The sequence below is a fragment of the Streptomyces sp. HUAS TT11 genome, assembly GCF_051553595.1.
GTDB lineage: Bacteria > Actinomycetota > Actinomycetes > Streptomycetales > Streptomycetaceae > Streptomyces.
In genome coordinates this window covers 7,830,426-7,845,618 of record NZ_CP196184.1, presented here as the reverse complement: position 1 = coordinate 7,845,618, position 15,193 = coordinate 7,830,426, and the positions used below count along the sequence as shown (strand labels likewise).

The following is a 15,193-nucleotide window of genomic DNA, read 5'->3' as shown; positions in this document are numbered from 1 at the left end:
GTAACGTCATGGGCCCCACCCTGGGCGTCGGTCACCGGCTGTCACCGTCAGCAGCTACCGGACATGTGCGGGGGCATGGCAGGTTTCCGCTGCCGCGTCCCCCGGTGGTGTGCCGCCGCTCGGGCACCGCGAGGTGCATCCCGAGGGTGTTCGACCAGCGTCAGGTGGCGCCCGCGACTCGAGGAGGAGTTCGGCCCCCGGGTAATGGCCGTGCCATTACCCCCCGACGTCGAGGTCGGCACCCGTTTCGACCTCAATCGTCGGGTCGTCCGAAGAGACCCGCCAGGTCTCTGCCGAGCACCACGTCGTCACGCTCGCGCGGGAACGGCGCCCCTCTGCCCGGTGTGCCCGGTCAGTGGGCGCCGTTCGTGTGTGCTGCGATGTCCTCGATGCCGGTCTCCCGGGCGACGAGTTGCAGCTCGTCGCTCCATGGCTGGCCGGCCAGCAGCTGGTTGAAGCAGGACATCGCGAACCAGGTGAGCACGAGCGCGATGTACGGCGCCCGGCCGTCCGGGCTCGGGGCATGCTGTGGGTACTGAGGCTCGATCAACAGTTGCACGGTCTCGGCGTCGATGCCCGCGTAGAAGCGCTCCGCGGACGTGAGCGTGGCGTGGGAGAGCAGGCTCTCCCCCGCGTAGACGGCGTGCAGGGGCGCCCCGATGCGCTGCAGCAGGTGCCCGATGTTGTTGTACGTCTGCGCCGGGCTCCGCGGCAGGGCCACGGCCGCGTCGGCGATCGTCGTGTCGTAGGTGATGCCTGCGCTGTCGGTCGCCTCCCGCAGCTTCCTCTGCTTGTACCGGAGCGCGTGGTTCATGCTGTCCACTGCGTCCGGCCCGTCTTCGGCCAGCCACCAGACCTGAGCCGCGTGTTCGAGCATGCTGCGCCGGTTGGGGGCGGTCTCATGGCCGAAGCCCTGGCGATGGAGGAGGACAACAGCCGCGGCCTGCCGGTGAACATTGGCCAGCATGCCCCATGCCACGAAGAACGGGCGCACGTCCTCACCTGCGGGTTGCAGTGCTCCGCTGAAGTCGTCGACCAGGCGCGCGAGGGCTTCGAGCCCCTTGTAGGCACGTTCGTGTTCGACGGTCAGGTCTTCAGGCATGCGCGGTTCCTACCCAGCCGGCCAACATGGCGGCCAGTGTGCAGCAGAGGCAGGGCTTCCGGCCAACATTTTGCCCCGTCCGAGTGGACGGTCGCCGTCGTCGCGTCCCCTCATTGGAGCAAGCGGTCCGCGCATACCGTCGCTGGACCAGTGACGACTTCTGAGCATCCGTCGGCGGGCGGCAGGGGCGTTCCGCGGCTTCATCCGCATGCCGGAGTTGCGCCGCCTGCGGCTCCATCCGCATCAGGGCGTTGTCACTGTCTCCGGCTCCGGTAGAGGTCACGGAGCAGGGCCACCTCGGCCCCGTGATGGATGACCTCACGGTTCACGTGCAGAATCACGTCGGCGAAAGGGTACCGGCCGTCGGCCGTGCCGGGCGGGCCCTCGCTGCGTCTGCTCAGCAGGCTGTCGTCGGCGGAGTCCAGACCGGCACACCAGTCGGCATATCCCCTGTCGATCCAGGCCAGGCCGTCGGCCGCGGTCAACCCGGGCCATGGGACTCGATCGAGGGTCAACTTCCGGTCGCCGAAGTGGAAGTCGGCGCGCTGGGCGAGGGTCTGGCCGATGTGGGCCATGCGCCAGGCGATGGTGGTGAAAGGCGGCGGTTCCGGTGCCGGAAAAGCCCGGTCCGGCGCGATCGTGCCGTCACGCCGGGCGCGGAGGGACCAGCAGTCGGCGATCGGCTCCCATAGGTACTCGGCGTCCTCGAGCCCGGACAGCCGGGGGCGCAGTTGGTGCTCCCAATGCCAGGTGAGTTGGCCCGAGAGCCGGCGGAGTCGGCGGTCCGACGTGTTGTCCGGTCGGATCATCGCCCCGGCCCCGTCCTCTTATCGCTCATCGTCACCCGACACCGACGAAGCCCTCGACAGGCCGACCGGAGGCGACGCCCCCGGCAGATCGGCCCCGGACACATCATCGGCCCCCGGGCCCGACCGATCACACCCGATCGACGCACCGCACCCGCCCGACCGATCACACCCGCCCGGTGTCCCGACGCCCCGTTCCCGCGTCCCGAAGCCGTGCCCCCACCCGCACCCGGGACCGCGGTCAAGGGGTCGGACGTCATGTCAGGACCCTGATTCGGCCGAAGCGTCGTCGGCGAGCGGCGGTACGAGTTGGTGTGCGATGTCGCGGGCCACCGCGGCGACACGCTCGTCGGAGACCTTCAGTCCCTGTGCGGCCAGCAGCACCGTGTTGACGCTGAGCAGTGCGGCCCGCAGCCGCAGTTGCTCCTCCACCGAGGCGTCCGGTCCGGCGACGATCTCGAAGAGTTCGGTGAGTCGCTCGAAGGCGTTCTCGCGGCCGGGGTGAAGGTCGCGCACGACACGCTGGTTGGCCAGGGCGAACCGCATCACCGACATACCGCTGCCGGTGACCATGTCGACCATGCGGTCCACGGCGCGGGTGCGCAGGTCCGGGCCGGGAGGCTGCTCCCGGGCCCAGGCGACCAGGGAGTCCAGGGCGTCCAGATGGTCGGTGAAGAGCGAGCGGACGATGTCCTCCTTGCTGCTGAAGTGGTAATAGAGGGCGGCCTTGGTGATGCCGAGGCGTTCGGCGATCTCCCGTAGCGAGGTCGCCTCGTAGCCCTGCTCGGTGAACAGCTCGATGGCCACCTTGCGGATCTGGGCCTTCGTGTCGCTGCCCCGCCGGTGCCCTGCCCCTGCCCCTGCCATCGCCATGTCGTCCCTTCGCATGCGGCGCTCCCGCACTGAGTGCCTGGCTCGATCGTGGCCATGGTGGCCCCCCCTTGCCAACTTACCGGTCGGCAAGTAATCTACTGACCGGCCGGTAAGTGATTCGCCTCTCTCCTGCCTGAGGCATCGCGCGGACGCGGCTCTCACCACAACCGTCCCGCCTCCTTCACTCTTCGGTCTTTCGCGCATCCCGACGTTCCGCCTACTCCGCTGAAAGGCATCCGCCCGTGACGCAGACAGCACCGGCCTCGGCCGGCGCCGAGACAGCCCCGCCGGCTCGCTTCACCCACCGCGAGATCATGGTGACGATGAGCGGCCTGGTCATCGCCATGCTGCTCGCCATGCTGGACAACATGATCGTGGCGCCCGCGCTGCCCACGATCGTGGGCGATCTCGGCGGCCTGAACCACCTCGCGTGGGTCACCACCGGTTACATCCTCGCCTCGACCGCCGCCACTCCGATCTGGGGCAAGCTCGGCGACCTCATCGGCCGCCGGATCACCTTCCTGTCCTCCATCGCGATCTTCCTGATCGGCTCCGCGCTGTGCGGTATGTCGCAGAACATGGGCGAGCTGATCGGGTTCCGCGCGATGCAGGGCCTGGGAGCGGGCGGCCTGATGGTCGGCGTCATGTCGGTGCTGGCCGAGATCGTCCCGCCCCGGGACCGCGGCAAGTACCAGGGCGTGATGATGGCGGTCATGCCCGTCGCCATGATCGGCGGCCCGCTGGCCGGCGGGTTCATCACCGACCACCTTTCCTGGCGCTGGGCCTTCTACGTCAACCTGCCGCTGGGTGTCGTCGCCCTGACGGTCTGCTGGTTCGTCCTCGCACGGCTGCCGCGCAGCTCAGGCAAGGTGCGCATCGACTGGACCGGTGCCGCGCTGCTGACCGTCTGGATCACCACGCTGGTCCTGATCACCAGCTGGGGCGGCACCGAGTACGACTGGGGATCGGCCATGATCATCGGCCTGGCCGTGATCACCGTCGTCGCCTTCGCCGCCTTCGTCATGGTGGAACGCCGCGCCGCCGAGCCGATCATGCCGCTGTCGGTCTTCGCCAACCGCAACTTCACCCTCGCGGGCGCCCTCAGCCTTGTCGTCGGCTTCGCCATGTTCGGCGGCGTGACCCTGCTCCCCCAGTTCCAGCAGTACGTCCAGGGCTCCTCCGCCACCAACAGCGGCCTGCTGCTCATGCCGATGATGATCGCCGCGATGGCGCTCTCCCTCGCGGGCGGTGCCGTGATCAGCCGGACGGGCCGCTACCGTGCCCTGCCGATCGCGGGCAGCCTCCTGATGACGGTCGGGCTCGCCCTCTTCGCCACCATGGGCCCGGACACCTCCCGCACCATCACCGCGCTCTACATGGTCGTTCTCGGCGCGGGCATGGGCTGCCTGATGCAGACCACCATGCTCATCGCCCAGAACAGCGCGCCGCTGCGGGACATGGGCGCCGCCACCGGTGCGGCCACGTTCCTGCGGAACATGGGCGGTTCCCTCGGTGTCTCGGTGCTGGGCGCCCTCTACACCCACACCCTCGCCGATTCCTTCACCTCGGCGGCCGGCCCGTCCGCCGACGCCGGGAAGACCGGTGGCACGGTCGCCCAGATGACGCCCGAGGCGCTGCGCGCCCTGCCCGAGAGCGTCCGGCACGCCTTCGCGAAGGCCGTCAGCGACGGCATCGACACCGCCTTCACCTGGGGCGCCTCCGCGGCCGTCCTCGGCATCGTGATCGCCCTGTTCATCCGCCATGTGCCGCTGCGCGGCTTCACCGGCGGCTCGGGCACGGACACGGACAAGGTGCCCGTCGCCACGGCCGCCGACCCGGTGACCGGCTGACCGACCGCCGCCACGGCCCCGTACGGCCCAGCCGTACGGGGCCGTGGCGTAGGTCTGCCCGCACCGCCGTCGGCGCGCACCCGCCGAACAGTCGGGCAGCGCACCCGGGACCGCAGACCCCCACGACATGATCACGCAAGCGCAGACCCGACCCGCCCGGGCACTCCACCAAAGCCGAACGACGCAGTGACAGGGTCCGCGAACGCCTCACCGAACGCCGCTCGCACAGCCGCCCCCGCAGGGCGACCAGCACAGCGAAACCGACGGGTCAGCGCACGCATCGGCCGCAACACCCGCGCAACCCCGCACGCCACCCCGACCGCCCCGGGCACCCCGCGAAAACCCGGCCCCGAACTCACACAGCGCACACGTCCGCAAAGGCCTCAGTGAACGCCGCTCGCGTCGCTGCCCCCGCAGTGCGGTCCAGTACGGCGAAGACGATGTCGCCGAAGTGTCCCTCGAAGCGCCCCCCGACCAGCAGTGTGCGGAAGGCACCGGCCACCTGCGCCGGGTCGTTGCGGAACACCCCGCAGCCCCAGGCGCCCAGGACGAGGCGCCGGTAGCCACTGGCGGCCGCTGTCTCGAGGACCCGTTCGGCCCGGGCCACCAGAGCGCCCGGCAGCTCGCCGGCGCGTTCCGGGCTCCTGCGCAGCACGACGCCGGCGTTGGGTGCCGGGGAGGTCAGAAAACCCACCGGGTAGGGCTCGTCGAGCAGCCGGCCGCGGTCGTCGCGGAACACGGGCACGCCCGGTGAATGGATCACGCGGTCCGAGTAGAACGGGTCGCGGTGCGCCCGGTGGTGATCGTAGAACTCCTTCACCTCACGAAGGCAGGCGTACAGCGCCGAGGACCGGCACAGGGCCTCCTCCTGCGCCTGGGCGCCGTTCAGGAAACCGCCTCCCGGGTTGCGCGCGGAGGCGAAGTTCAGCACGGCCGGCGGATCACCCGATCGGCCCACCAGCCGCCGGGCTGCCTCCAGGCTGCTCTCCCCGGTGACCTCGAACCGCGTGCCCACCGCGGCGACCTGCGGCGTCCGCACCGGGTCCGGTCCGAACATCCGGGTGCCGGCGCGCGCGGCATCGACGGCCGCGGCGATGGTCACCGTACGCCCGCTGGAAGTGCCGTAGCCCCCCGCGGCGACGATCGACTCTGTCTGCTGCCCGATCCCGCGCAGGCGCGCGCTCACGGCGCCACCCCCGTGGGCGCCGTGAGCGCGCGGCGCACGGCCTCCCCCGGCGTGGCGCCGGCTTCCCCCGTCGTGCTCATGAACGCATCCTGAGCGATGCTGGTCGTGAGCCGCAACAGGGTTTCCCGGCCCCGAGAACAACTGATTTCCCACCGGGAAACGAAGAGCAAGAAGCCGTAAAAGCACCACTGCGCACTCTTGTGCGAATCGGTGCGAGGGTCTTGGGTGGACGAGTGTGTGCCGACTCGGCCCAACCGGGGCCTGGTCGGCGGCATGGTGGAATCTCAGGAGGATCCCGACATGTCAGATTCGGTGAGTGACTGTCCGGAGCAGCGCTCCGCCGTCACCGACGCCGAGGTGGAGGCACTGGTCCGCGGCATCTGCTTCAAGACCGGACCGCCCCGCACACTCGGTGTCGAGGTGGAATGGCTCGTCCACGAGCTGCGCGAACCGTGGCTCCCCGTACCACCCGAACGTCTCCGAAAGGCCTACGCCGCACTGCGGTCCCTGCCCCTGCGATCGGCCCTCACGGTCGAACCCGGTGGCCAGCTGGAGCTCAGCTCCGCTCCCGCCGCCTCCCTGATGGAGTGCATAGGGGCCGTCTCGGCCGACCTCGACGCGGTCCGCGCAGTTCTGCGCGAGATGGACATCGGCATCAGCGGCATCGGCCACGATCCCTGGAACCCTCCGCGTCGCTACCTCCATGAACCGCGTTACGACGCGATGGAGAGCTATCTCGACCGCACCGGCCCCGAGGGCCGTTCCATGATGTGCTCGTCCGCGTCGGTCCAGGTGTGCCTGGACGCCGGATACGAGGAGCCGGGCCCGCTCGGGCACGGCCGGCGCTGGTGGCTGGCGCATCACCTCGGCGCGGTACTGCTGGCCGCGTTCGCCAACTCGCCCCTGTCCCGGGGCCGGCCCACGGGCTGGCGCTCGACGCGGCAGTCCTTCTGGGCCGCCATGGAGCCGGGACGCAGCAGCGCTCCGCCGCTCGACGGCGACCCGCGCGTCGCATGGGCCCGGCATGTGATGGACGCGCCCGTGATGTGCATCCGGGCCGAGAAGGGGCCCTGGCGCGTGCCGACCGGCATGACCTTCCGGGACTGGGCCCGGTCCGCCGATCCGCCGGACCGCGGTGATCTCGACTACCACCTCACCACCCTGTTCCCGCCGATACGGCCACGCGGCCACCTCGAACTCCGCATGATCGACGCCCAGCCGGGCGACGACGGGTGGATCGTGCCGCTCGCCGTGACGACCGCGCTCTTCGACGACCCCCAGGCCGCCGAGACCGCCTACCGGACGGTGAAACCCCTCGCCGAGCGGGCGGGTTCGCAGCCGGCTCCGGGCAATCCGCTGTGGATCGCCGCCACTCGCGACGGTCTCACCGATCCCGAACTGCGCGAGGCCGCCACCGCCTGTTTCGCGGCCGCGGCCGAGGCACTGCCCCGGCTCGGCGCCACGGACGAGGTCCAAAGTGCCGTCGCCCGGTTCACCGAACGCTACGTGGCCCGGGGCCGCTGCCCCGCCGACGATCTGCTGCTCCAGTTCCACGGGAAGGACACCCGTTCCGGCGGGCAGGACACCCGGTTCCACGGGAAGGACATCCACACATGACCGACGAGCGGTCACCGATTGACCCCGACCGGCTCAGGGAGCGCGCGCTGGACGCTCTGACCGCGGCCCGCGCCCGCACCGCGCTGCTGACCACCTGTGTCGAAGAGCCCGACCTCATGGCGCAGCACTCCCCGCTGATGTCGCCGCTGGTGTGGGACCTCGCGCACATCGGCAACCAGGAAGAGCTGTGGCTGCTGCGCACGGTCGCGGGCCGCGACGCGATGCGGCCCGAGATCGACGGCATCTACGACGCCTTCGAGCACCCCCGCTCCGAGCGGCCCACACTGCCGCTGCTGGCGCCGGACGAGGCCCGCCGCTACGCCGCCGAGGTGCGCGGCCGGGCCCTGGACGTGCTGGAGAACACGCGGTTCGAGGGCCGGCGGCTGACGCAGGAGGGCTTCGCCTTCGGCATGATCGCCCAGCACGAACAGCAGCACGACGAGACGATGCTGATCACGCACCAGCTCCGCAGGGGGCCGCAGGCGCTCACCGCCCCCGATCCGGAGCCCGTGCCGCCGTACGCGGGGCCGTCCGAGATCCTGGTCCCCGGCGGTCCGTTCACCATGGGCACCTCGACCGAACCGTGGGCGCTCGACAACGAACGGCCCGCGCACGAGCGGCTGGTGCCCGCCTTCCGCATCGACGCCGTTCCGGTGACGAACGCCGCCTATCAGTCCTTCATCGAGGACGGCGGCTACGGCGACGAGCGCTGGTGGACCCCCGAGGGCTGGGAGCACATCCGCACCCACGGTCTCCAGGCCCCGCTGTACTGGCAGCGGGACGGCGGGCAGTGGCTGCGGCGGCGCTTCGGTGTCACCGAGGTCGTACCGCCCGACGAGCCCGTCCTGCACGTGTGCTGGTACGAGGCGGACGCGTACGCCCGCTGGGCGGGGCGCCGGCTGCCCACCGAGACCGAGTGGGAGAAGGCGGCGCGCCACGACCCGGAGACCGGCCGCTCCCGGCGCTACCCCTGGGGTGACGCCGACCCGGGGCCCGAACACGCCAACCTGGGCCAGCGGCATCTGCGGCCGGCCCCGGCCGGCAGCTACCCGGCGGGCGCCTCGCCGCTCGGGGTGCGGCAGTTGATCGGTGACGTGTGGGAGTGGACGGCGAGCGACTTCCTGCCGTATCCGGGTTTCACGGCGTTCCCGTACAAGGAGTACTCGGAGGTGTTCTTCGGGTCGGAGCACAAGGTCCTGCGCGGCGGTTCGTTCGCCGTGGACCCGGTGGCCTGCCGGGGCACGTTCCGCAACTGGGACTATCCGATCCGGCGCCAGATCTTCTCCGGCTTCCGCACCGCGAGGGACGCCTGATGTGCCGCCACCTGGCCTATCTGGGCCCCGAGGAGCCGCTCGGCCGGATCCTCGTGGAGCCCGGCCACAGCCTGTACCGGCAGTCGTGGGCGCCCCGCAGGCAGCGGTACGGCACGGTCAACGCCGACGGCTTCGGGGTCGGTTGGTACGCGGAGGGGGACCCGGTGCCGGCGCGGTACCGCCGGATGGGCCCCGTCTGGGCCGACCCGTCCTTCGCCGATCTGGCGCGGGTCGTGCGCTCGGGCGCGCTTCTGGCCGCCGTGCGCGACGCGACCGAGGGATGTGCCGCAGGGGAGGCCTCCGCGGCGCCGTTCGCGGCGGGCCGGTGGCTGTTCAGCCACAACGGCGCCGTGGCGGGGTGGCCCCGGTCGGTCGCCGAGCTCGCCCGTACCCTGCCGCCCGCCGAACTGCTGTCGCTGGAGGCGCGCACCGACTCGGCGATCGTCTGGGCGCTGGTCCTCAACTGGCTACGGGCCGGTGACGAAGGCGCCCAGGCACTGGCCGACACCGTGCTGGAGGTCGCCGCGGCGGCCCCCGACTCGCGGCTCAACCTGCTGCTCACCGACGGCAGGACGATCACCGCGACGGCGTGGGGCGACACGCTCTGGTATCTCTCCCAGCCCGGCCGGTACACCGTCGTGGCCTCCGAGCCGTACGACGACGACCCGCAGTGGCAGGAGGTACCCGACCGCACGCTGCTCGCGGCCACGCCCACCGACGTCCTGCTGACCCCACTCAAGGACCTTCACGACGACCCGGCATCCGCACCCCACGAGGAGCCCAGCACGTGAGCCCGTTCCATCTCACCCGCACCCTTGCCGAGGACGCCGCGGACGCGGCGCTGCGCGCCGACGTGCTGCGCGGCCTCGGCCTGTCCCAAGGTCCCGACGCCTCCCGGGCGGAGGGGACCCAGCCACTCAAGACGCTGCCGCCCAAGTGGTTCTACGACGCCCACGGCAGCGACCTCTTCGAGAAGATCACCGAGCTGCCCGAGTACTACCCGACGCGCGCGGAGCGGGAGATCCTGATCGCGCGCTCCGGGGAGATCGCGGCGGCGACCGGCGCCCGCACCCTGATCGAGCTGGGCTCCGGATCGTCCGAGAAGACCCGGCACCTGCTGGACGCGCTGACCGGCCTGTGCACCTATGTGCCGGTCGACGTCAGCGAGAGCGCGCTCACCCAGGCGGGACAGGCGCTGATCGCCGAGCGGCCGGAACTCGACGTGCACGCACTCGTCGCGGACTTCACCGCCGGCCTCACCCTGCCGGAGACTCCGGGGCCGCGGCTCGTCGCTTTCCTCGGCGGCACGATCGGCAATCTGCTGCCCGCCGAGCGTGCGGAGTTCCTCGCGTCCGTGCGGTCCCTGCTGGCACCGGGCGACGCGCTGCTGCTCGGCACGGACCTGGTGAAGGACGAGTCGGTGCTCGTGGCGGCGTACGACGACAAGGCCGGTGTGACGGCGGAGTTCGACAAGAACGTGCTGACCGTCGTCAATCGCGAACTGGGCGCCGACTTCGACCCGGACGCGTTCACCCATGTGGCCCTGTGGGACAGCGAGAACGAGTGGATCGAGATGCGGCTGCGGGCGCGCCGGGAGCAAACCGTGAAGATTCCCGCGCTCGATCTGGCGGTCCACTTCGCGGAGGGCGAGGAGCTGCGCACGGAGGTGTCGGCGAAGTTCCGCGAGGACGGCGTACGGCGTGAACTGGCCGCGGCCGGTATGGCCTTGACGCACTGGTGGACGGACGAGGAGGCGAGGTTCGCGCTGTCCCTGAGCATGGCGCGGTGACGGCGCCCCGGTGAGGGCCGGCAGCGGGCACCCTGGCGGGGCCCGCTGTCAGCCGTCGGCCAGTGCCCGGGTGATACTGCGCGAGGCACGGGCCGCCGCGGTGGCCGGGTCCGCGCCTTCGAGCACCTCGGTCATATAGGTCTTGATGGGGTTGTCCGCCTCGACGGCCGCCCAGGCCGGAGCGGCGGGCGTCGCCCGGCCCCGTGCGGCGCCCGCCGCCATCGCCGCGGCGCCCTCCTCGTCGGCAACCGCCCTGGCGAGGGTGGTCTTGTTGGGCACGTAGTTCATGGTGCGGGCCAGATCGGTCTGCCAGGTGGTGCCCGCGAGTGCGGCGACGACCGCGGTCGCGCCGGGACGGTCGCCGGTGTTCTTGGGCACGACCAGGTCGGACCCGCCGGTGAAGACCGCCCCGGGACGGGCCGCCGTCCTGCCCGGGACGGAGAAGAACCCCAACTTCCCGTCCAGCTCGGGGTTCTTCTCCGTGATGGCCTGCGCGAGCCCCGGTACCGCCACGATCTGCGCGACCTGCCCCTCGGCGAAGACCCCGGCCTGTGGGGGGTGTTCCTCGTCGGCGTCGACGGGCCCGGAACCGAGGGCCTGGAGCCGCCGGTAGAACGCCATTCCGCGCAGCGCGGCGGGCGTCTGCAGTGTGCCCTCCCATCTGCCCGCCGAGGTCTGTTCGGCGAGGTCGCCGCCCTCGTCCCAGATGAACCCGGAGAGCGTGTACCAGTCCTGGCCGGGCAGGTAGATGCCCTGGGTGGCCCGGGAGTCGAGCTTCGCGGTGTCGGCGAGCCACTGTTCGCGGGTCTTGGGCGGCTCGGTGATGCCGGCCCGGGCGAAGAGGTCCTTGCGGTAGATCACCACGCGGTTGGCCGCGTACCAGGGGATGCCGTACTGGTGTCCGCCGAACCTGCCCGGCTGGGCGAGGCCGGGCAGCCACTGGTCCATGCCCCAGTCGCGCATCGACTCCAACGTCAGATCGAGCAGCCCGCCGCCGTCGACGTACTGGGCGACCTGGGTGTTGCCCACCTCGATGACGTCGGGACCGCCGCCGTCGGTCCGCCCGAGCGCCGACTGCACCTTTGTGCCGATCCCGGTCCACTGCTGGATGCGGATGTCGAGCCGCAGGTCGTCGTGGGTCCGTTCGAACGCCCGGGTGAAGCGCTCGAGGAACGCGGGAGAGGCGCTGTCCTTCATCAGCCACACGGTCACGGTCCGCCGTTCGGGCCCGCCACCACCGGGCAGGACTCCGCAGGCGGTGAGAAGGCAGGCGCATACACAGCCGAGGGCGAGCAGACGGCGTCTCACGGTGGCTCCTGTTCTGTCGTGCGGACAGGGGACGGGGCCCGACGTGGGGGGCGAGCGCGAGGCTCGTACGGGTGTTCCGGGATTTTGGTATGGACCAATGCCGCGGTCAAGGGGTGATTCCACGTCTCGCGGTCCGGCGCACCGTACGGCACCGTGGAGTGACGTGCGACACAGCCGCCGCGCGGAGAGGAGCACCCGCATGACCGACCACACCTACCGGGTCACCGAGATCGTCGGAAGCTCGACGGAGGGCATCGACCAGGCGATCCGCAACGGCATCGACCGCGCCTCGCAGACCCTGCACAATCTGGACTGGTTCGAGGTCACACAGGTCAGGGGTCACATCGAGAACGGGCAGATCGAGCACTACCAGGTCGGCCTCAAGGTGGGCTTCCGACTGGACTAGCCGGGTGGCCGGACCCGCTCAGGTCCGCCCCTCCCGTTCCTGCGCGTCCTTCAGTGCGGCTGAGGGCGTCGCCCAATCGGCGTGCACGACCGGGAAACCGGCTCGTCGGGCGTCCCGGCAGACCAGTTCGTCGTCGTCGACGAGCATGCGGATCTCCCTGCCTCGGGCCAGCTCGCGCAGGATCTCCAGTTTGGTGGAACGGCCCGGCCTGTAGTCGCCGCCCGCCCGCATGTACACACGCCCCCGGGGCAGTCCATGGGCGGCGAGCCAGTCGACGGTGTCCCTGCGGCAGCGCGCGGGCCGCCCGGTGAGATAGACGACCTCGCACTCCTCGGCGCTCTTCAGCGCGAGCGCGACACCCTCCGCCAGTGGCGGATCCTGCGGCGCGGCCGCGAAGAAGGCGCCCCAGTCACGCGATCGGTCCTCCAGGAAGTGCTGCCGGTGCGCGGTGTCGGCAAGGGTGTTGTCCAGATCGAATACGGCGAGCGGCCGGCTGCTGTTCGTCACCCACCCACTCTAGGGACGGCGTCGTGGAGGCGGCCCCATCGGTGCTCCCGACGGAGTGTCAACCTCTTCCGCCTCCCGAGCGAGTCCCTTGGAGTGGCGGTGTTCTGCGCGCTGTTCACCCGTCCCGCGCCCGTTCCAGCCCGTGCGGCCGGGCGCGATTCACCGAGTTCAGCACCGACTCACGGAAGATTCTCGTACAGCGGTGGTATATGACCCAATCATGGCCAAACTTCATGTTGCGGACCGCGCGTCGGTGCCGCAGGGGCACGGCGTGGGCGCGTCCACACCCACAGCCGTCCCCGAACGCGCCGGGGGCGCCGCCCGTCGCGTCCGCCTCCCCTTCGGCAGACGGCTTCTGCCCGGCGCCGCGCCCGCGCTCGCCCTGTTCCTGTCCGTCCGTCTCGCCGGCATCGGCGCGATCGCCCTGGCGAACCGCCTCGACCGCCACGCGCTGCTCAAGGGCCTGGCCACCTCGTGGGACTCCCGCTGGTATCTGCACATCGCCGAGCACGGCTACGGCACCCGCGTCCACGTGCTCGCCACCACCGGTGCCGTCCAACGGGACTGGGCCTTCTTCCCGCTCTATCCGGGGCTGATCCGCGCCGTCCACACCCTCCTGCCCGTCTCCTGGGGTGTCGTCGCCCTGCTGGTCGCGTGGAGCGCCGCCGTCGTGGCCGCGTACGGCATCTACGCCATCGGCCACCATGTGTACGGACGGGCCGTCGCGACCGCGCTCGTAGGTGTGTGGGCCGCCCTGCCGCACGCCGTGGTCCTCGACATCGCCTACACGGAGTCGCTGCTCACCGCGCTCGCCGCCTGGTCCCTGTACGCCGTGATGACCGGCCGGTGGATGTGGGCGGGGGCGCTCGCCGCCCTGGCGGGTCTGGCCAGGCCCACCGGGTTCGCCGTGGCCGCGGCGGTGGCCGCCGTGGCGGTGCGGGAGATCGTCGTCCGGCGCGCACGCGTTCCACCGTCGCTGTGGATCGGCACCGCCATCGCCCCCCTGGGCTGGGCGGGTTTCGTGCTGTGGGTCGGCCACCGCACGGGCGATCTGCTGGACGGCTACTTCAAGGTGCAGCACGCCTGGGACTCCCGCTTCGACTTCGGCGCCGGTTCGGTGCGCTTCCTCAAGGCACTGCTGCTGTACGGGGGCCGTGTCGTCTATCCGCTGGCGCTGGTGCTCGTCGTGGCGGCCGTCGTGCTGTTCTGCCTGCTGTGCTTCGACCGCGCCCCGCTGGCGCTCATCGTCTACGCCGGCATGCTCGTACTGATCACGGTCGGCGGCTCCGGACCGTACGCGTCGAAACCACGCTTCCTGGTGCCCGCGTTTCCCCTGCTGTTCCCGATCGCGCTCGCCTTCGCGCGCAGCTGGCGGGTGCGCCCGAAACATGTGCTGCTGATCGGGACCGTCCTTGCCGTGCTCTCGCTGGCCTACGGGTCCTATCTGCTGACGGCCAGCCGCACGCCGTTGTGAGCGCGCGGCCGGCCGGGGACGTCCGTCAGGGCTTCACGGCGACCACGCCGAACTGCGGAACCGTGGCCGCGGAGTCGGAGTCGGAGTCGGGTCGCCATCGTGCACACGAGACAAGGCCCGGGGGCAGGATCTCCAGGCCGTCGAGGAAGGTCGAGATCTCCTCGCGGGTGCGGGCGGTGATCGGCGGGGTCGCGTTGTCGTTCCAGAACCGCATGGCGTCGACGTTGCCCTGGCCGCCGAGGTCGGCGTCGGTGGTGGGGTGGGTGAGCACAAGGTAACTGCCGGAGGGCACCGCCGACATGAGGGTACGAGCGATCTCCTGGGCCCGGTCCATGTCGAGGACGAAGTTGAGGATGCCCAGCATCATGACCGCGACCGGCCGCTTCAGGTCCAGGGTGTCCGCCGCGCCGCGCACGACGGTCTCCGGGTCGTGGACATCGGCGTCGATGTAGTCGGTCGCCCCCTCGGGCGCGCTGGTCAGCAGCGAGCGGGCGTGGGCGAGCACGATGGGGTCGTTGTCGACGTACACGATCCGGGAATCGGGCGCGATGCGCTGCGCTATCTCATGGGTGTTGTCGAACGTCGGCAGCCCGGTGCCCACGTCCAGGAACTGCCGTACGCCGCACTCGCCGACCAGGAACCGCACCGCGCGCCCGAGGAACTCACGGTCCGCGCGGGCCACGTCCCGGATCACCGGGAACATCCCCGCGACCTGGTCGCCGACCTGCTGGTCGACCTCGTAGTTGTCCCGCCCGCCGATCCAGTAGTTCCACACCCGCGCGTTGTGTGCCACCCCGGTGTTCAGCCGGGGCGCCGCCCCCGACGGACGCTGGTGCTCGCTCACGTCGCCCTCCCCTTCTTCGTCCACCGGGGCAGCCGCCCCCGGTGCACGGGCCGTCGCAGTGCCCGTCGTTCGCCGCCATTGTGCCGTCTGTTGATCACGGCGTCCGCGACTTCGGCAG

At 71.1% G+C, this 15,193-nt stretch carries 14 protein-coding genes; 7 read left to right on the top strand and 7 right to left on the bottom strand.

The window, feature by feature from the left end; all coding sequences use genetic code 11:
- Window positions 1-352 precede the first annotated feature (352 nt).
- The 3 genes from ACSHXN_RS35205 to ACSHXN_RS35195 form a co-directional block, all read right to left on the bottom strand.
- Entirely contained in the window at window positions 353-1,102 is a 750-nt protein-coding gene (locus ACSHXN_RS35205) for a DUF5677 domain-containing protein (RefSeq protein ID WP_356108961.1), read from the bottom strand.
- A gap of 254 nt (window positions 1,103-1,356) precedes the next feature.
- Window positions 1,357-1,911, bottom strand: coding sequence for a DinB family protein (locus ACSHXN_RS35200; RefSeq protein WP_355130494.1), 555 nt, complete (start codon window positions 1,909-1,911; stop codon window positions 1,357-1,359).
- A gap of 258 nt (window positions 1,912-2,169) precedes the next feature.
- Window positions 2,170-2,796, bottom strand: a complete 627-nt coding sequence (locus ACSHXN_RS35195) for a TetR/AcrR family transcriptional regulator (RefSeq protein WP_355130496.1) — start codon at window positions 2,794-2,796, stop codon at window positions 2,170-2,172.
- A gap of 227 nt (window positions 2,797-3,023) precedes the next feature.
- On the opposite strand from ACSHXN_RS35195, the gene ACSHXN_RS35190 reads away from it, so the two are divergent.
- The gene (locus ACSHXN_RS35190; RefSeq protein WP_355130498.1) at window positions 3,024-4,631 is read left to right on the top strand and encodes an MDR family MFS transporter; all 1,608 of its coding nucleotides are present in this window, start codon (window positions 3,024-3,026) and stop codon (window positions 4,629-4,631) included.
- Between the two features lie 355 nt (window positions 4,632-4,986).
- On the opposite strand, the gene ACSHXN_RS35185 is transcribed toward ACSHXN_RS35190, so the two are convergent.
- Entirely contained in the window at window positions 4,987-5,817 is an 831-nt protein-coding gene (locus ACSHXN_RS35185; protein ID WP_356292313.1) for a TIGR02452 family protein, read from the bottom strand.
- Window positions 5,818-6,117: 300 nt separating this feature from the next.
- Between ACSHXN_RS35185 and egtA the strand changes: the two genes are divergently transcribed.
- From egtA to egtD, 4 genes are read left to right on the top strand one after another with little or no spacing between them, the layout of a single operon-like run.
- A complete protein-coding gene (gene egtA, locus ACSHXN_RS35180; protein WP_355130502.1) occupies window positions 6,118-7,434 on the top strand; it encodes an ergothioneine biosynthesis glutamate--cysteine ligase EgtA in 1,317 nt (438 codons plus the stop codon).
- The gene (gene egtB, locus ACSHXN_RS35175; RefSeq protein WP_355130504.1) at window positions 7,431-8,747 is read left to right on the top strand and encodes an ergothioneine biosynthesis protein EgtB; all 1,317 of its coding nucleotides are present in this window, start codon (window positions 7,431-7,433) and stop codon (window positions 8,745-8,747) included. Before egtA ends, egtB begins: the two co-directional genes overlap by 4 nt.
- A complete protein-coding gene (gene egtC / locus ACSHXN_RS35170; protein ID WP_438305004.1) occupies window positions 8,747-9,538 on the top strand; it encodes an ergothioneine biosynthesis protein EgtC in 792 nt (263 codons plus the stop codon). The genes egtB and egtC overlap by 1 nt, the downstream gene beginning before the upstream one ends.
- Window positions 9,535-10,536: an L-histidine N(alpha)-methyltransferase gene (gene egtD, locus ACSHXN_RS35165; protein WP_356108973.1), complete on the top strand. Its 1,002-nt coding sequence runs from the start codon at window positions 9,535-9,537 to the stop codon at window positions 10,534-10,536. The genes egtC and egtD overlap by 4 nt, the downstream gene beginning before the upstream one ends.
- A gap of 48 nt (window positions 10,537-10,584) precedes the next feature.
- Here egtD and ACSHXN_RS35160 read toward each other — a convergent pair whose 3' ends face one another.
- Window positions 10,585-11,844 carry an extracellular solute-binding protein gene (locus ACSHXN_RS35160; protein WP_355130510.1) on the bottom strand — a complete coding sequence of 420 codons (1,260 nt, stop codon included), beginning with the start codon at window positions 11,842-11,844 and terminating at the stop codon, window positions 10,585-10,587.
- Between the two features lie 199 nt (window positions 11,845-12,043).
- Here ACSHXN_RS35160 and ACSHXN_RS35155 point away from each other — a divergent pair, with 199 nt between their 5' ends.
- Entirely contained in the window at window positions 12,044-12,250 is a 207-nt protein-coding gene (locus ACSHXN_RS35155) for a dodecin (RefSeq protein ID WP_059129244.1), read from the top strand.
- 18 nt (window positions 12,251-12,268) lie between these two features.
- Here the strand turns inward: ACSHXN_RS35155 and ACSHXN_RS35150 are convergent, their stop codons facing one another.
- The gene (locus ACSHXN_RS35150; protein WP_355130512.1) at window positions 12,269-12,757 is read right to left on the bottom strand and encodes an LNS2 domain-containing protein; all 489 of its coding nucleotides are present in this window, start codon (window positions 12,755-12,757) and stop codon (window positions 12,269-12,271) included.
- Between the two features lie 220 nt (window positions 12,758-12,977).
- Here ACSHXN_RS35150 and ACSHXN_RS35145 point away from each other — a divergent pair, with 220 nt between their 5' ends.
- On the top strand, window positions 12,978-14,231 hold the full coding sequence (locus ACSHXN_RS35145) for a hypothetical protein (RefSeq protein ID WP_356108980.1): 1,254 nt from the start codon (window positions 12,978-12,980) through the stop codon (window positions 14,229-14,231).
- 25 nt (window positions 14,232-14,256) lie between these two features.
- On the opposite strand, the gene ACSHXN_RS35140 is transcribed toward ACSHXN_RS35145, so the two are convergent.
- Window positions 14,257-15,075, bottom strand: a complete 819-nt coding sequence (locus ACSHXN_RS35140) for an SAM-dependent methyltransferase (RefSeq protein ID WP_356108983.1) — start codon at window positions 15,073-15,075, stop codon at window positions 14,257-14,259.
- Window positions 15,076-15,193: the final 118 nt, after the last annotated feature.